Source organism: Amycolatopsis stemonae (genome assembly GCF_054781455.1).
This window is the reverse complement of the sequence record NZ_BAAGUJ010000005.1, coordinates 366,632-383,189: the sequence shown is the minus strand read 5'-3', so window position 1 is coordinate 383,189 and position 16,558 is coordinate 366,632. Positions and strand designations below refer to the sequence as shown.

The window sequence follows — 16,558 nt, the reverse complement described above, 5'->3', positions numbered from 1 at the left end:
CTCACAGCACCGCGAGCCGGTCCAGCAGGCGCTCGGCCTGCTTGATCTCCGCGCTGAGCGGGTGGTCTTCCCGGATGTGCGGCAGGCCGCCGTCGGCGAGGCGGAACGCTTCCCGCAGTGGCGTGTCCGGCAGCCGCGCGTCCGCCATCCGCAGGGCGCGCACCGCGCCGAGCAGCTCGCACGCCAGCACCGTCCGGTACGCGGCGGTGGCCACGACGGTGCTGCGGACCGCGTGCGTCGAGAAGCTCGCGTGGTCCTCCAGACCGCGGGAGATCACGGCCGTGCCGAGCGTGACCGGGGCGGCCGCGTGGCGCAGCGTGCCCAGGGCGTCGTGCGCGACGTACTCGAGGATCATGATGCCCGAGCTGCCCGCCGGGCCCTCGGCCAGGAACGGCGGCAGGCCGCTCAGGTCCGGCTCCACGAGGTCGCCGAGCCGCGCGGTCGACAGCTCCGCGACGTGGTGCAGCGCCGCGCGCAGCTGGTCGAACGCCAGCGCGACGTGGGCCGTCGAGAACTGGCCGTGGTGGTAGGCCTGCTCGGTCCCGACGTCGATCAGGGGGTTCTCCGCGGCGGCGTTGAGGTCGATGGCCAGCACCCGTTCGACGGCCGCCGCGGCGTCCAGTGCCGGGCCCTGCACCTGGGGAAAAGCCCGCAGTCCGAACGGATCCTGCAACCGGCGCCCCTCCGCGACGCCGGTGAGCAGGCGGCGCAGTTCCGCGGCGCACCGGACGGCGCCCGGGTGCGGCCGCGCGGCGTGGACGCGCTCCGAGTACGCCTCGGCCGAGCCGCCGAGGGCGCAGAAGGTCAGCGCGGTGACGACGTGGCTCGCGGCGAGCAGCCGGCTCAGGTCGTGCCAGGCCAGCACGGCCTCGCCGAGGGTGGCGGCGTTGCTGGAGATGAACGCGAGCGCGTCGCCCGGGCTGATCGCGACCGGGTCGAGGTCGCCCGCCGCCCACGGCAGCTCGCCCGCGAGGGTCAGGGCGATCTCGGCGAGCTGGGCGAGGTCGCCGGTGCCGATGGCGCCGCGCGCGTGGACGTGCGGGAGCGCGCCGACGCGCAACGCCGTCTGCAGCACTTCCAGCAGCCGCGGGTGCACGCCGCTGCCGCCGGCGGCGAGCTGGTTGAGGCGGATCGCCATGATCGCGCGCACGGCGTCGTCGGGCAGTGGCTCGCCGGTCCCGCCCGCGTGGCTGCGCAGCAGACGCAGGCCGTGGTGGTCGGCCGACTCCGGGTCGACGACGGTGTGCCGGTTCGCGCCGACCCCGGTCGTCCGGCCGTAGACCGCGCGCTTGGCGCCCAGCTCCACGGCCAGCTGGTAGCTCGACTCGGCCCGCTTCACCGCGTCGGGGCCGAGTTCGGTCGACGCGCTGCGCCGGGCCACGCGCACCACGTCGGCGCACCGGAGCCCGGTCCCGGTGATCTCGATGCGGTTCGTGTCGGTCATCGCCACCTCTCTTGACAAGTTTTCATTCATTCCTAAGGTGACATGAAACTGCTCATTCACACAAGGACGGAGGCCCGGGTGTCCCGGTCGCTGCACGAACTGCTCACCGCCCACCGGCTGACCCCGGCGCAGCGGCGCATCGCCAGCTACCTGACCGACCACGCGGCCGAGGCCGCGGCGCTCACCAGCGCCGAGCTCGCCGAGTACGCCCAGGTCAGCCAGCCGTCGGTCACCCGGTTCGTCGCGTTGCTCGGCTTCGACGGGTACGCCGGGTTCCGCCGCTACCTGCGCGAGGCGGCGGCCGAACCCGAACCCGAGTGCGGCGGCAACAAGTTCCAGGACGCCATCGACGCCGACGTCCGGAACCTGACGGCGCTGCGGGCGCAGCTGGCCGACGACACCCGGCTGCGGACGATCGCGGCCGGGCTGATGGACTCCGTTCCGCTCGTCGTGACCGGCTACCGCGTCTCCGCCGCACAGGCGGCGTCCTTTGCTTACCTGGCCACGAAAATCCACCCGGACGTCCGGCTGCTGACCGACTCCGGCAGCGTCTTCGGCGACTCCCTGCGCCACGCCCACCGGTGCGGCGCGCGGTCCCTGGTCCTGGTCGCGCTCCCCCGCTACCCGCGGGAGAGCCTGGCCGCCCTCGAAGACGCCCGCGCGCTGGGGCTGCGCACGCTCCTCATCACGGACCGGCCCGTCTCGGCGTTGACCCCCCGCGCCGACGACGTGCTGAGCGCGGGCGTCGCGTCGGAGTTCGTGTTCGACTCCCACGCCGCGGTCGTTTCCCTGACCGTGGCACTGGTCGAGGCGATGGCCGACGCGGCCGGCGCCACGGCCCGGCAACGACTGGAAGGCTTCGAAGACTATGCCGCAGAGCACGACCTCTTCCTCCCCGAGTGAGGCTGTGACGGCGTTCGACGACGTCCCCCTCAACCGGTTCCACCTGCGCATCACGGCACTGACGTTCTGCGCCAACTACTCCGACGGTTACGAGCTGGGCATCATCAGCATCGCCCTGCCGGTGATCGCCTCTTCGCTGGGCTTCGGCGCGGTCTGGGAAGGCCTGCTCGGCGCGTCGGCACTGATCGGGATCTTCCTCGGCAGCGTGCTCGTCGGCTGGGCGGCGGACAAGATCGGCCGCCAGCGGCTCTACACTTGGGACTTCCTGCTGATCGCCGTCGCGTCGGCCGCGGAGTTCTTCGTCCAGGATCCGGTGCAGCTCTTCGTGTTGCGGCTGTTGATCGGCATCGGCATCGGCGCGGACTACGCGCTCGGGCCGACGCTCGTGGCCGAGTTCGTCCCGCGCAGGTACCGCGGCGGGCTGCTCGCGTCCCTGACGGTGTTGTGGACGGTCGGGTACGTCGCGGCGTTCTTCCTGGGCAACTACCTCGTTTCTCTCGGCGGCGACTCGTGGCGCTGGCTGCTGGCGACGAGCTGCGTCCCGGCGATCGCCGTGGTGCTGCTGCGCATCGGCGTCCCGGAGTCCCCGCGCTGGCTGCTCACCCAGGGCCGCCTCGACGAGGCCCGCGCCGTGGTGCGGCGGCTGCGCGGCGACGAAACGGCGTTCGACCGGCTGGTCGCCACGCACCGCCCGGAGCGGCGCGCCCGCTACCGGGAGCTGTTCGGCCGGAAGTACCGGCGTGCCACGGCGTTCGGCGCGATCTTCTACAACGCGCAGGTCATCCCGTACTTCGCGATCTACACGTTCCTGCCGCTGGTGCTGCTCAAGATCGGCATCGGCGAGGAGGACACGACCAGCGACGGCCTGCTGAACCTGTTCCTGCTCCTGGGCAGCCTGGGCGGCCTGTGGCTGGTCGCGAAGATGACCCGCCGCGGCCTGACGATCTGGTCGTTCGCGGTGCTGATCGCGTCGATGGCCCCGATGGCGGTCTGGCCGGACGCCCCGACGGCCCTGCTGTTCCCGCTGTTCCTGGTCTTCACGTTCACCATGTCGGCGGCGGTCAACCTCGACCAGGTGTACCCGCCGGAGCTGTTCCCGACGGACCTGCGCAGCTCGGGTGTCGGGCTGCTGAACGGCTTGAGCCGCGTGGGCTCGGCGATCGGCACGTTCCTGCTCCCGCTGGCCCTGGACGGAATCGGCTTCTCCCCGACGATGCTGATCCTGACCCTGGTCCTCGCCGTGGGGCTGGTGGTGTCGGTCCTGTGGGCCCCGGAGACGAAGAACTCGTTGCTGGACTGACCCTTCAGGAGGGCCGGTTGGTCTCGGGGATCTCGATGCTGATCGGCTTTCCCTCCGAGAGGAACAGCAGTGCCGCCTGGCGGAGGAACTCGTCGAAGGTCCAGTACGCCGCCGGGGCCAGGGGGAACGGCAGCAGTCCTTCGCGGACCGCGACGAACGGGCCCCAGGACGTGCTCAGCAGCGGGTCCCAGACCGGTTCGCGCGGGATGCGCAGCCAGCCTGCGATCCGATCACCCAGCACGTACCGCGTGAACGCACCCAGGACGTGCGCGCTCAGCACGCCACCGTCCACTGTGGACCCGAGGTTGAGCAGGATGCGGGCCAGCTCGATGCCCTCGTCGCTCGGGGCCAGGATCGGCGTGAGGACCTGGTCGGCCTGCGCGTCGGCTTCCGCCCAGGACGCCGGGATGTATTCGTCCACCACGCCGAGCATGTGCGCCGTCAGCTGCCAGGAGTGCAGGTACGCCTCGGACTCCGCGCGCGGGATCGGGATCTCCCACGCGACCAGCTTCCGCATCACGGTCGTGGGCAGGCTGTGCCAGGTGACGAGCAGGTCGCGCTGGCTGATCGGCACCGCCTGGTCGGCCGTGCCCGTCCACTGCGGGGACCGCGGCAGGAGGTGGCGCACGGCGGCGTGCACGAGCCGCGTCTTGACGCACGTCACGATCATCTCGCCGTCGGGGTCGAAGGCGTTGCGCGTCATGATGTCGTAGCCGAGCTTGGCGGTCTTGGAGATGCGGTCCTTCATGGCCGCGCCGCCCTTGGAGTAGTACACCGCGCGGGCCTCGTGCGGGATGACCGTGCTGATCATGCCGCTCGCCAGGCCGTACAACAGGCCGAGGTAGAGCCCGCGCTTCTCGGTGAACGCGAACGACGTGGCCAGCTTGCCCGGGTCGGCCCACGACGGCAGCTGCCGCGCCCGTTCGACGAAGTCGTGCACGTCCGCGGGCAGCCCGTCCGGCAGGGGCTGGCCGTTCTTCTTCCACGTCCGCAGCAGCGCGTTGACCTTCGGCACGTCGCCGCGGTCGATGACGGCCGCGAGCAGCGGGTCGGCCTCGGGGTCCCACACCCACCGGGGATCCGCGCCCGCCCCGACGCGGGCGACCGATGCCTCCGCCGGCCACGTCCACAACGCCGGCGACGCCACCGTCACCGCGCCCAGGATGCTCAGCGCCCCACCGCGCTTCAACGCGAGCCGGCGGCTGACTTCGTCCTTGGCCATCGCTTCTCCTCCCGGAGCTGAGATCACCGGTGATACTCTGATACGCGATCTGGCACTCTGTATCAGACCATGCCGGGGCGCCGGTCACAAGACCTAAGCTGACAGGATCAGGAGGTGGCTGTGGAACCCGCGGCGTCGCCGTTCACCGCCGCGCCCGGCGCGGAATCCCTGCTGGCGCGCGCCTACACCGACGCGCTCGAGCAGGTCGACGACGCGGACCGGATCCGCGTCCGGGTGCTCGACGCGGCCTACGAGCAGTTCTGCCGGATGGGCATCCAGCGCTCCACGATGGAAGACGTCGCCAAGCGCGCCGGGCTCTCGCGCATCACGGTCTACCGGCGGTTCGCCACGAAGGACACGCTCGTCGAACACGTGGTGCGCCGGGAGTACCGCCGCTACTTCGACCGGTTCCTCGTCGAGATCAAGCAGGCCGAGACGGTCGCCGACCGGGTGGTGCTCGGCTTCGTCAGCTCGCTGCGCGCCATCCGCGGCAACCCGCTGATCGGCGGGCTCATCGCCGCGGAACCGGGCCTGCTCGCGTCGTCCATGATCACCGACGACGGGCGGACCCTCGCGACCGTGCGGGAGTTCGTGGCCGGCCAGCTCCGGCAGGAGCAGCACGCCGGGACGGTGCCGGCCGCGCTCGACCCCGACGTCGTGGCCGAGCTGATGGTCCGGCTGTCCGCGTCGTTCCTGGCGATCCCGAGCCACGTCATCGACCTCGACGACGACGAGCAGCTGGCCATCCTCGCGCGCCGCTACCTCGTGCCCATGCTCGAAGCCTGACCGCGGCCCGGCCGGTCGATCTGCGGGATGCCTGCCGCGCTCCCCATCGGCAAGCCCCACGGCTGATGACCAGCTGTAACGGATCACCCGTTCGGTCGATACACCGTTCGTGTCCGGGACGCCCGGACCCTTCACGAACGGACTCCGATGCCTCGTCTTCACCTGGCGGCACTCGTCGCTGTCGCCGCTCTCTGCGCGGCCTGCTCCAGCACTTCCGGCACCACCGCGCCGGCCGCCGACACCTCGTCCGCCGCCGCCGCGCCGTCGTCGACCGCCGCGCCCGCCGGCCTCGACGCCGCCAAGGTCGGCCAGGCCGTCGCCGACGCCGCCAAGAAGGCCTCCGCCGTGCACGTCCGGGGCACCATCACCCAGGAAGGCACCATCAACCTGGACCTGCAGCTCAACCAGGACAGCGCGAGCGGCACCGTGGTCAAGGACGGCATCGAGATCCCGGTGCTGCGCGTCGGCGACAAGTACTACTTCCGCTTCACCGACTCGCTGATCAAGGAAGCCGGCGTGCCCTCCAGCGCGGCCAAGCTCCTCAAGGACAAGTGGGTGCCCTCGACCGCCAAGATCGGGGCCGGCATCGGCGAGGCCTTCAAGGAGTTCATGGACTACAAGACGTTCACCGACAACACGGTCGGGCAGCTGGCCACGACGACCTTCACCGAAGGCCAGCCGGCCGGCGTGACGGCCCAGACCTACAGCAGCTCGGAGGGCACCGCCACGGTGTCCACCACCGAGCCGCACTACCTGCTGCGCATCGTGCAGCCCAAGACCGGCACGATCGACTTCGCCGACTGGGACAAGCCGGCGCCGGTCAAGGAGCCCGCGAAGGCGGACATCTACTCGGGCCCCGGCGCCTGACACCGGCGGAACGGCGAGCCCGGCTCCGGGCTCGCCGTTTTTCTCGCTGGATTCTGTACCTACTGGTATGTACAGTACCGGCATGGACACCCGGGACCAGCTCGTCGACAGCACGCGGGAGCTGCTGTGGGAACGCGGCTACGTCGGCACCAGCCCCAAGGCCATCCAGCAGCGCGCCGGCGCCGGCCAGGGCAGCATGTACCACCACTTCAGCGGCAAGCGGGAGCTCGCCCTGGCGGCCGTGCGGCGCAGCGCGGACGAGCTGCTCGCCGCGGCCGAAGCCCAGCTGGGCCGGCCCGGGACCGCCGTCGAGCGGATCACCGCGTACCTGCGCCGCGAGCGCGAAGTGCTGCGGGGGTGCCCCATCGGCCGGCTCACCCAGGACCCGGAGGTCGTCGCCGACCCCGAACTGCGCGCACCCGTCGACGAGACGCTCACCCGGCTCCAGGCCCGCCTCGCCGAGGTCCTCGACGACGGCCGGGCCGCGGGTGAGCTGCCCGCGGACCTCGATCCCGCCGCCCTGGCCGCCACCGTCGTCGCCGTCCTGCAGGGCGGCTACGTGCTGGCTCGCGCCGCGAACTCCCCCGAACCGTTCGACCGGGCCGTTTCCGGTGTCCTCGCCCTGCTCGTCACCCACTGAGGAGTCCTTCGTGCCCGTCCGCCCCAGCACCCCCGCACCCGCCGGCGCGGTCACCGGCAGCGCGTGGATCACCTCGCTCGCCGTCCCGTCCGGGCCGTCGCGCACCCGGGTCGACCGCGTGCAGTTCGCGCCGGGCGCCCGCACGCGCTGGCACCGGCACCCGCTCGGCCAGGTCCTCGTCGTCACCGAAGGCACCGGGTACGTCCAGTGCCGCGGCGGTGCGGCCCGGCTGGTCCGGGCCGGCGACACGGTCCGCGTCGCCGCCGGCGAGTGGCACTGGCACGGCGCCACCGACACCACCGCGATGACGCACCTGGCCATCGAAGAAATCCCCGAAGACGGCACGGGAACCGAGCTCGGCGAGCCGGTGGCCGGCGCCGAACCCGCCCCCGTCCCCACCCCGCCCGTCACGCGGACGCTGGTCATGGAGCAGCAGCTCCCGGCACCGCGCCTGGTCGACCACGTCGAGATCCGCCGCATCACCATCGCCCCGGACCACGGCTCCGGCCTGCACGTCCACAATGGACCGGTGTTCGGCAGCATCGAGACCGGTTCGGCCGTCTACCAGATCGAGGGCGAACCCGAGGCGGTGCTCACCCCCGGCGACGTCTTCTACGAACCGGAAGCGGCCCGGATCGCCCGCTTCGACGCCCAGGAAGAGGGCGTCACGTTCCTCGCCCACTTCCCCGCTGGGCCGGGCGAGACCCCGCGCCTGGACCCGCTCGAAAGCTAGCTGTGCCAGGATGGCCGCATGGCCACCGGTTACGACGGTTTCGCCGAGGCTTACACGGCCGAGAACGAAACCAGCCTGATGAACGCCTACTACGAGCGGCCGGCGACCTTGGACCTCGCCGGGGACGTGGCCGGGCGGCGGATCCTCGACGCCGGCTGCGGCTCGGGCCTGCTGGCCGCGCAGCTGCGCTCCCGGGGCGCGGTCGTGAGCGGCTTCGACAGCAGCGCGGGGATGCTGGCCCAGGCCCGGCAGCGGCTCGGCGAGGACGCGGACCTGCGGGTCGCCGACCTGGCCGAGCCCCTGCCCTTCGCCGACGGCTCGTTCGACGACGTCGTGGCGTCCCTGGTGCTGCACTACCTGCGGGACTGGACGCCGCCGCTCGCCGAACTGCGGCGGGTGCTGCGGGCCGGCGGGCGGCTCATCGTGTCGGTCGACCACCCGTTCGCGATCAACCTCCTGCACCGCGCGGCCGGGCCCCGGCCCGACTACTTCGCGACCTACGAGTGGACCGAGGACTGGACGATGGGCGGCCGGCGCGTTCCGATGGCCTTCTGGCACCGGCCCCTGCACGCGATGACCGACGCCTTCACCGCGGCCGGCTTCGGGATCGCCGTCATCAGGGAACCCCGGCCGGTGCCGGCCGCCCAGGAGCGCTACCCCGAGGACTTCCCGATCCTCGACACCTTCCCGAGTTTCGTCCACTTCGTCCTCGAGGCCCGTTGAGATGACCGGGAAAGGCGTGCTCGTGACCGGCGGTTCGCGCGGCATCGGCCGGGCCACCGCCCGGGCGTTCGCGGCCCGCGGCTACCGCGTGGCGGTCCACTACGGCACGCGCCGCGAGGACGCCGAAACGACGTTGGGCGAGCTGGCGGGGTCCGGCCACACGTGCCTGCCCGGCGACCTGGGCGACCCGGCCGCAGCGCGGCGGGTCGCCGACGAGGCGGTCGCGGCGCTCGGCCGGGTCGACGTCCTGGTCAACAACGCCGCCCAGGCCCCGGCCGAGCGGACCCGGCACGCCGTCGCCGAAGTCGGCTACGACCGGTGGGTGGAGGTCTGGCGGCGGACCGTCGAGGTCAACCTCCTCGGCGCCGCGAACGTCACCTGGGCGGTGGCGCAGCACCTGATCGAGGCGGGCCGGCCGGGCAGCATCGTGAACGTCGGCTCGCGTGGCGCGTTCCGCGGCGAACCCGAGCACCCGGCCTACGGGGCGAGCAAGGCGGCGCTGCAGGCGTTCGGCCAGTCGATGGCGATCGCCTTGGCGCCGCACGGGATTTCGGTGACGTCGGTCGCGCCGGGGTTCATCGCGACCGAACGCCAGGAGCAGGCCCTCGCCGGCCCGCGCGGCGACAGGCTGCGGGAGCAGAGCCCGTTCGGCCGGGTCGGCACGGCCGAGGACGTCGCGGCGGCGATCGTCCACCTCGCCTCACCGGAGGCGAGGTGGAGCTCCGGCGCCGTCCTCGACGTCAACGGCGCGTCCCACCTGCGCTGAACCAGCTGCGGCCGCACCGGGAATCCCGGCACGGCCGCAGCGTCCTCCCCCGGGCGTGATCATCGGGGGCGCCCGCCGTCGCGGGCAACCCTTTCGAGCACCGTCGAAACCCGGGTCAGCAGAGCGTGCGGAACGGCGCGCCTTCGACGTACTGGTCCCACTCCTGCGGCGTCAGCGCCGGGCCGGCCAGCTCGCAGATCCGCGCCGCGGCTGCTTCCGGGCTGGTCTGCCAGAACCGGACCGCCTTGTCCTCGCTGCCCGTCGCCAGCTCGCCGCCGCCCGGGGCGAACGCGAGCGCCGCCGCGAGGCCGGTGTGGCCGGCGAACGTCGCCGTCGGGGCCGGGTTGCGGGGGTCGGCCAGGTCCCACAGGCGGGCCGAGCCGTCCACGGCCACGGTCGCGACCTGCCGGCCGTCCGGGCTGAACGCCACCCGCTGCACCGAGCTCGCCTGGGTGAGCACGGCCAGCGCCGCCGGCTGCGGACCCGTGACGTCCCAGAGCCGGACCGTGTGGTCGTCGCCGCCGGTCGCCAGCGTGCGGCCGTCCGGGGTGAAGGCGACCGTGTTGATCGCGTTGGCCTGCCAGGGGATCTTCACGCCCTCGCCCGGGTGGGCCGGGTCGTGGACGTCCCACAGGCGGGCGCTGTAGTCGTCGCTCGCGCTGGCCAGCCGCCGCCCGTCCGGCGCGAACGCGAGCCCCCGGATGATGTTGTTGTGCCCGGCCAGCCGCGCCAGCGGCGCCGGGGAGCGCGGGTCCGCGATCGACCAGAGGCCGATCACCTGGCTGTCGCCGCCGACGGCCAGTTCGCGGCCGGACGGGGCGAACGCGAGGGCCTCGAGCTGCTTGTCGCCGGGGGTGAACGTCGCCAGCGGGGCGAGCCCGGCCGTGCTCCACAGCCGGACGGCGCCGTCCTCCCCCGCGGCCGCGAGCAGGGTGCCGTCGGGGCTGAACCCGACCGCGCGGACCGGCGCGTTCCCGGCGGGCAGCCGCGTGAACGTGGTGCCGTCACGCAGTTCCACCGTGCCGTCCTCCTCGCCGAGCGCGAGGGTGCCGGTGCCCGGGCGGTACGCGAGCGAGTCGACACCGGCGGCGCGGGAGAACATCGGCGGCGGCAGGCGCCAGAGCCAGAGCCCGCCGACGTCGTCGCCGGTCACGAGCAGCCGCCCGCCGTCGGCGAACGCCGCGCCGCGGGCGGGCGCGGGGACGTGCAGCGTGGTGATCGCCGTGCCGTCGACGTCCCACAGCCGGACGGTCTGGTCGTCGCCGACCGCGGCGATGGTCCGGCCGTCCGGGCCGAACGTGAAGTGGTGCACGGACATGGTGTCCTCGGCCAGCGGGCCGGTCCGGACGAGGTGCGCCGGCCCGGCCGGGGCCCAGAGATCGGCCGTGTGGTCGTCACTGGCGACGACGGCGTGGCCGTCCGGGCCGAACGCGACCGACCGGACCGCGGCGAGCTTCGTGGCCAGGACGACGCCGGTGCGGGCCGGACCGGTCAGGTCCCAAAGCCGGGCCGTGAAGTCCTCGCCGCCGCTGAGCAGCACCCGCGCGTGCGGCGCGAACGCCAAGCCGGCGACCTTGCCGGTGTGCCCGGTCAGGACGCCGAGCGCGGCGGGCTTCGCGGGATCGGTGGTGTCCCACACCGAGATCGTCCCGTCGGCGCGGCCCAGGGCGAGCACCTTGCCGTCGTCCCCGAACGCGGCGGATTCGACCGGCGGGCCGTCCGGAACGGACCCCAGCGCGACCGGCTGCGCGCCCAGCCGCCACAGCCGGGTGCTCCCGGACTCGCCGGTCTTCGCCAGCAGCGTGCCCGCGAGCGCGAGCGTCGTGAGCTGCTCCGGACCGGGGATGGTCGCGACCGGGGCGAGCGTGTCGCCGGCGGTCACGGACCAGACGCGGGCCGAGCCGTCGTCCCCCGTCGTGACGACCGTCCGGCCGTCCGGGGTCGTGACGATCTTCGTGATCGACCCCGGCTGCCCGGCCAGCTGCCGCACCGGCGTGGACCCGGAGGACGCGAGCACGGCGCTGCGGGCCTCCGGGGTGTCGGCGATCCGGTAGGCGGCCAGGCTGAGGCGGGTCGCGAGGGCCGGGTCGGTGGAGCGCAGGTCGCCCGCCTGCCCGGCGACCGCGCGGGAGATCGCCAGGTCGCGCTGGCGGGTCGCGGCGCCGCCCTGTTCGACGGCGACGACCGTGGCGGTGACCGCGAGCAGCGTCATCGCGGTGAGCCCGGCGACGAGCCGCCGCAGCCGCCGGGTCCGCCGCCGGGCGGCGAGCCGGCCGCCGTCCTCCTCGGCGCGGGCGGCGGCCAGGAAGTCGTGTTCGACCTCGCCGAGCCGGGACCGGTGCCCGGCCGCCCAGCCGGACGTGAGCTCCAGCCGGGCGCCGCGGTAGAGCAGGCCCGGGTCGCGCCGCTCGCGGTCCCAGGCTTCGGCGGCCTCGCGCAGCTGCTGGTGCAGCCGGAGGCCGGAGCGGTCGGACTCGATCCAGTCGTGCAGCCGCGGCCAGGCGTGCAGCAGCGCCTCGTGCGCGATCGTCACGGTCTCGCCGTCGACGGTCAGCAGGCGGGCGGCGGCGAACGCCTCGACGGCGGTCTCGACGTGGCCGGGGTCGGGCAGCTGCCTCCCCAGCGCGGCGCGCCCGGCCGGGCGGCGGGAGTCCTGCTCCTGCTCGCCGACGCGCACCAGGTGCAGCAGCAACGCGCGCGCCGCGTCCCGGGCCTCGGCGGGCAGCTCGGCGTAGGCGCGCTCGGCGGTCTCGGCGACGGCGTTGCCGATGCCGCCGGTCCGGCGGTACCCCGCGACGGTGAGCGTGGTGCCTTCGCGTTCCTGCCAGGTCGCCAGCAGGGCGTGGGACAGCAGCGGCAGCGAGCCCGGCCCGACCTCGGCGAGCAGGACGTCGACGAGGCCCGGTTCCAGCGTCAGCCCGGCCAGCTCGGCGGGCCGGGAGATCGCGGCGCGCAGCTGCGTCCCGGTCATCGGGCCGACCGTGACCTGGTTGCCGCGCAACGCTTCGAGCAGGTCCGGGTAGGCCAGGCAGCGGTCGTAGAAGTCGGCGCGCAACGCGAGCACGACGAGCGCGCGGCCGGTCGCGGCGATCCCGGCGAGCGCGCGGACGAACGCGGCACGTTCGCTCTCGTCCGGGCAGAGGGTGAACAGCTCTTCGAACTGGTCGACGACGAGCACGATCCGCTCGGCCGGGGTCGTGGGCACGGTGCCGGCGCGGCGGGCGAGCTCGGCGCCGGGGTCCGCGGTCGGCGTCATCGTCAGCACGGGCCAGCCCGCCGACCCGGGCAGGGCGTCGCGGGCCAGTGCCGGCAGCAGCGCCGCGTGCACCAGGGACGACTTGCCGACGCCCGAGGGCCCGACCAGCACGGCCGGTTTGCCGTTGCGCAGGGCGCCGGCGACCGCGCCGAGGATCTCCCCGGTCGTCTCCTCACGCCCGAAGAACCACTGCGCGTCGGCCTCTTGGAAGGCGGCCAGGCCGCGGTACGGGCAGACGTCGGCGCGCGGTGGGCCGGGCACGGCCGCCAGCAGGCGCACGAGGTGGCCCCCGGCGTCGAGGACGTCGTCGAGGCGGCCGGCCAGCTCGGCGGACGCCGGCTTCGCGCCGTTCTCGATCTTGCTCAGGTAGCCCTTGCTGTAGTGCGTGATCTCGGCGAGCCGGGCGAGCGAAAGGCCCCGCGCGGTGCGGATGCGCCGCAGTTCGCGGCCGAAGGGCGCCCGGATGTCCTGCTCAGCCACGATTCCCTGTCCAGCCTCGACGACGTTCCCGCCGCCGAACCGCGGCCGGCCAAGGCTAGCGGAGCCCGCGATCAGGACATCCGCGGCGGCGAGTGTCACTCAGCTCTCAACGGCTCCTTTGCGCTGGTCGGACCGGGTTTCCCGACGTCGCCGGCCAAGAGGCAACCCCGGGGATCTTCTCCGCCGTCGGCGCCGCCTCCATGATCGGACAGCCGCCGCCGATGCCCGAGCCGTCTCGCGGCGTTCCCGAAAGGTGCCCACCGACCATGCCGCTGCGCATCCGCTTCGCCACCGCGGACCTGACCCGGCTCACCCTCGCCCCGCGCCCCGACCCGCTGTGGGAGCTGCTGCTCAGCCTGCACGCCCTGCAGAGCCGGGCCGCCGACCCGCGGCTGGACCGCTGGCGCGCCGGCGTCACGATCGACGCGAAGACCCGGGCGCTGTTCCGGCTCGCGCCCCCGCGCGGCTACTCCCCCGACTTCTTGACGCCGGCCGAAACGGCGACGGGGTTCGAAGCGGGTCTCGACGCGGTGCTGCGGACCCCGGCGACCCGGCTCTCGGGTGAGCTGGCCCAGCTGACCGGCCGCCCGGCGCCGCCGTCCTGGGCCACCCGCCTCGCTTGCGGGGACCGGCACGAACTCGGCGAACTGGGCCGCGGCCTGGCCGAGTACCACCGGCGGACGCTGCGGCCGTACTGGACGCGGGTCGAGAAGGTCGTCGACGACGAGGTCGCCGCGCGCACCCGGGTGCTGGCGACCCGCGGCACCGACGGGCTGCTGGCGTCCCTGCACCCGGCGATCACCTGGCGCGATCAGGTCCTCGAGCTGGCCGGCGACCACGTCCAGGGCGAGCTCGACCTCGCCGGCCGCGGGCTCCGGCTGATCCCGGCCTACTTCTGCCGGCACGCCCCGACGGTGCTGGCCGACCCCGGCCTCCCACCGGTTCTGGTCTACCCCGCCGAGGTCCGCGCGGCGCCGGCGCCCGCGTCCCCGGCCGCGCTGCCCGATCCGGCGGCGCTGGCCGACCTCCTGGGCGCGACGCGGGCGACGGTGCTGCGCGTGCTCGCCGAGGGCTGCACGACGACCGAGCTGGGCCGGCGGACCGGGATCACGACGTCGGCCGCGAGCTACCACGCGTCGATCCTGCGCTCCTCCGGCCTGGTGTCGAGCGAGCGCCGCGGCGGCGCGGTCCTGCACCGGCTGACGGTGCTGGGCGCGGATCTGCTGGGCCGCCGCGAGGCCCGCTCCTGAACGAGCGGTGCCTCCGGCACGGGGGGTGTGCCGGAGGCATCGCGGGTTACGGCCGGTGCCAGTAGAGCCCGACGTTCAAGCCGCCGCTGAACTGGAAGCAGTCGGCCGTGTCGTACTTGCTGTGGTCGAAGTTCCGGTTCCTCGGGTCGGCGCGGCAGTTCGAATAGGTCCAGAACCAGTCGACGTAGTCCCAGCAGTTGTGCTGCTGGCCCGACTGTTCGCATTCGTTCGGCGTGGTCAGCACCGACGCCGGTTTCGCGACGGGCGCGATTTCCGCGGCCGACGCCGTCCCCGCCGTCACCGTGCCCAGCAGCGCCATCGCCGCCAGGCCCGCCCCCGCGGTTTTCGCGAATGTGAAACGCATTCTGCTCCCCTTTTCGGTCCGGAACCCGGTTCCCTCCGAACCGGGTTCCATGATCGAGAGTGGGGTGCGGGAAGGGGGCGGGGCAAGGCCTTTCGAAGCTCGTCGAAAGGTACCGCTCAGCGGGCCCGGGACCGCCGCAGCCGGTAAAGCGTGATCGCGACGAGAACGAGTACCGCGGCTTCGGCCAAGACGCTCAGCAATGCCTCCGGCGCGGGCTGGAAACCACGTTCGGAAAAGCCGAACAACCCCGTCGTCCGCGAAAGCACGAAGCCCGCCAGCGCCCCCGCCGCCAGCGCGGCCGCCGCCAGCCGCAGCAGGACCGGACCACCCAACGCCACCAGCACGGCCACCGCGAACGCCGCGGACGCCTGAAGCAGGAACGACGGCCCGATCACCGGGATCACGCGGTAGCCACCGACGTACAGCTGCGCGTGGAGATAGCCGCTCACCGCGAGGCACACCGCCGTCGCGAGGCGGAGGACGGTGTTCATGCCAGCTTCACGTCCTTCACCGCCAGGCCCGGCCCGCCCGGGCGGTAGGACACCTCGCGGATGCCGAGCGCGTCCTTGAGCTTGCCCGCGGGCAGGGTCACCGGCGTCGGCGCCGGCCGCGATCCCGGCTGGGGCAACGGGTACGCGGTCGTCGTCGCGCTGTGGAAGGTGATGTTCCCTTCGGTCTTCGTGAACAGCTGGTGCACGTGCCCGTTGAGGCAGGTCACCGACGAGAACCGCCGCAGGTACGAAAGCGCCTGGGTCGCGTCGTCGGTGCCCCAGCCCCACGCCGGGTACATCGCGAACAACGGGATGTGGCTGAACACCACGATCGGCGTGTCCGAGCCGAGCTTCGCGACGTCCTTGCGCACGAACTCCAGCTGGTCCGGCCCGAGGTGGCCGAGCTTCTCCAGGCTCAGCGTGTTCACCAGCGCGATGAAGTGGACGCCCTTGACGTCGAAGCTGTACCAGCCGTCGCCCGCGGTGCCCGCGCCGAACGCCTTGCGGTACTTCTGGCCGGAGTCGTCGATCGAGTCGTGCTCGCCGGGCACCGTGGACACGTGCCCGGTGTCGAGGGTGCCCATCATCTGCTTGACCTGGTCGAACTGGGCGGCCGTCGAAAGGTGCGTCAGGTCGCCGGTGTGCATGACGAAGTCCGGGCGGCGGCCGAGCGCGTTGATCTGCGTGATGGCCTCGGAAAACGACGACTCGACGGCGGTGTTCGCGGGCCCGGTGAAGCCGAGGTGGCTGTCGCTGACCTGGACGAACCGCAGCGCGTTCGGGTCGTCGTCGGCGGCCGCGCCGCCCGGCGTGGCGATCCGGCTGATGACCTCGCCGCCGGCGACGGTCAGCACCACCGCGGCACCGAACCACGCCGTGTGGCGCAGGAGCTGGCGCCGGGTCATGCCTTCCGGGCCGTGGTCGTCTTCGGTCACGGGGTCACCGTCACGGTCGCGGTCATGAACGGGTGGATGGTGCACAGGTACTCGAACGTGCCGGGCGTGCCGAAGGTGTACTGGTAGGACTGTCCGGTTTGGAGGGTCGGCGACCGCAGCGGGCCGCCGGATCCCGTGCTGGTGACCGTGTGCGCGTCCTGGTCCTGGTTGGTCCAGGTGACGGTGGTGCCCTTCTTCACCGTCGTCGCGGCGGGTGCGAAGGCGAAGTCCTTGATGGCCACGGCGTTCGCCGTCGAGTTCGCGGCGGAGGTCGGCGACGGCGGCGGCGTCATCCCGGGCATCGACGTCATGGGCGCGGCGGGCGGCGACGCGGCACAGGCCGTCAACGCCAGCGCGGCCGCGGTGACGAGCAGGAAGTGTTTCACCCCAACGGATTT

General features: G+C 73.3%; 16 protein-coding genes. 9 read left to right on the top strand and 7 right to left on the bottom strand.

Annotation, left to right across the window (positions count from 1 at the left end; genetic code table 11):
- Nucleotide 1: 1 nt before the first annotated feature.
- The gene (locus tag ACYVLJ_RS21160) at nt 2-1,444 is read right to left on the bottom strand and encodes an aromatic amino acid ammonia-lyase (protein WP_460439962.1); all 1,443 of its coding nucleotides are present in this window, start codon (nt 1,442-1,444) and stop codon (nt 2-4) included.
- 42 nt (nt 1,445-1,486) lie between these two features.
- On the opposite strand from ACYVLJ_RS21160, the gene ACYVLJ_RS21155 reads away from it, so the two are divergent.
- Both ACYVLJ_RS21155 and ACYVLJ_RS21150 read left to right on the top strand, forming a co-directional pair.
- On the top strand, nt 1,487-2,347 hold the full coding sequence (locus ACYVLJ_RS21155) for a MurR/RpiR family transcriptional regulator (RefSeq protein WP_460439961.1): 861 nt from the start codon (nt 1,487-1,489) through the stop codon (nt 2,345-2,347).
- Between the two features lie 4 nt (nt 2,348-2,351).
- Nucleotides 2,352-3,647 (top strand): MFS transporter, encoded by a 1,296-nt coding sequence (locus ACYVLJ_RS21150; protein WP_460439960.1) that lies wholly within the window; start codon nt 2,352-2,354, stop codon nt 3,645-3,647.
- Nucleotides 3,648-3,651: 4 nt separating this feature from the next.
- On the opposite strand, the gene ACYVLJ_RS21145 is transcribed toward ACYVLJ_RS21150, so the two are convergent.
- Nucleotides 3,652-4,869, bottom strand: a complete 1,218-nt coding sequence (locus ACYVLJ_RS21145; protein ID WP_460439959.1) for an oxygenase MpaB family protein — start codon at nt 4,867-4,869, stop codon at nt 3,652-3,654.
- Nucleotides 4,870-4,983: 114 nt separating this feature from the next.
- On the opposite strand from ACYVLJ_RS21145, the gene ACYVLJ_RS21140 reads away from it, so the two are divergent.
- The 6 genes from ACYVLJ_RS21140 (at nt 4,984) to ACYVLJ_RS21115 (ending at nt 9,384) form a co-directional block, all read left to right on the top strand.
- Nucleotides 4,984-5,655, top strand: a complete 672-nt coding sequence (locus tag ACYVLJ_RS21140) for a TetR/AcrR family transcriptional regulator (protein WP_460439958.1) — start codon at nt 4,984-4,986, stop codon at nt 5,653-5,655.
- A gap of 147 nt (nt 5,656-5,802) precedes the next feature.
- A complete protein-coding gene (locus tag ACYVLJ_RS21135) occupies nt 5,803-6,522 on the top strand; it encodes a hypothetical protein (protein WP_451980882.1) in 720 nt (239 codons plus the stop codon).
- 82 nt (nt 6,523-6,604) lie between these two features.
- Nucleotides 6,605-7,162, top strand: a complete 558-nt coding sequence (locus ACYVLJ_RS21130) for a TetR/AcrR family transcriptional regulator (RefSeq protein WP_460439957.1) — start codon at nt 6,605-6,607, stop codon at nt 7,160-7,162.
- 10 nt (nt 7,163-7,172) lie between these two features.
- A complete protein-coding gene (locus tag ACYVLJ_RS21125; protein WP_460439956.1) occupies nt 7,173-7,895 on the top strand; it encodes a cupin domain-containing protein in 723 nt (240 codons plus the stop codon).
- A gap of 18 nt (nt 7,896-7,913) precedes the next feature.
- Nucleotides 7,914-8,618, top strand: coding sequence for a class I SAM-dependent methyltransferase (locus ACYVLJ_RS21120; RefSeq protein WP_451980873.1), 705 nt, complete (start codon nt 7,914-7,916; stop codon nt 8,616-8,618).
- A gap of 1 nt (nt 8,619) precedes the next feature.
- Nucleotides 8,620-9,384, top strand: a complete 765-nt coding sequence (locus tag ACYVLJ_RS21115) for an SDR family NAD(P)-dependent oxidoreductase (protein ID WP_460439955.1) — start codon at nt 8,620-8,622, stop codon at nt 9,382-9,384.
- A 115-nt stretch (nt 9,385-9,499) separates the two neighbouring features.
- Here the strand turns inward: ACYVLJ_RS21115 and ACYVLJ_RS21110 are convergent, their stop codons facing one another.
- Nucleotides 9,500-13,120, bottom strand: coding sequence for an nSTAND1 domain-containing NTPase (locus tag ACYVLJ_RS21110; protein ID WP_460439954.1), 3,621 nt, complete (start codon nt 13,118-13,120; stop codon nt 9,500-9,502).
- A 266-nt stretch (nt 13,121-13,386) separates the two neighbouring features.
- Between ACYVLJ_RS21110 and ACYVLJ_RS21105 the strand changes: the two genes are divergently transcribed.
- A complete protein-coding gene (locus tag ACYVLJ_RS21105; RefSeq protein ID WP_460439953.1) occupies nt 13,387-14,370 on the top strand; it encodes an ArsR/SmtB family transcription factor in 984 nt (327 codons plus the stop codon).
- A 46-nt stretch (nt 14,371-14,416) separates the two neighbouring features.
- Here ACYVLJ_RS21105 and ACYVLJ_RS21100 read toward each other — a convergent pair whose 3' ends face one another.
- The 4 genes from ACYVLJ_RS21100 to ACYVLJ_RS21085 form a co-directional block, all read right to left on the bottom strand.
- On the bottom strand, nt 14,417-14,734 hold the full coding sequence (locus ACYVLJ_RS21100) for a hypothetical protein (RefSeq protein WP_451980861.1): 318 nt from the start codon (nt 14,732-14,734) through the stop codon (nt 14,417-14,419).
- A 116-nt stretch (nt 14,735-14,850) separates the two neighbouring features.
- Nucleotides 14,851-15,225 (bottom strand): hypothetical protein, encoded by a 375-nt coding sequence (locus tag ACYVLJ_RS21095; protein ID WP_451980858.1) that lies wholly within the window; start codon nt 15,223-15,225, stop codon nt 14,851-14,853.
- Entirely contained in the window at nt 15,222-16,160 is a 939-nt protein-coding gene (locus ACYVLJ_RS21090) for a metallophosphoesterase family protein (protein ID WP_460439952.1), read from the bottom strand. Before ACYVLJ_RS21090 ends, ACYVLJ_RS21095 begins: the two co-directional genes overlap by 4 nt.
- A complete protein-coding gene (locus tag ACYVLJ_RS21085; RefSeq protein WP_460439951.1) occupies nt 16,157-16,546 on the bottom strand; it encodes a cupredoxin domain-containing protein in 390 nt (129 codons plus the stop codon). The genes ACYVLJ_RS21090 and ACYVLJ_RS21085 overlap by 4 nt, the downstream gene beginning before the upstream one ends.
- Between the last annotated feature and the right edge of the window lie 12 nt (nt 16,547-16,558).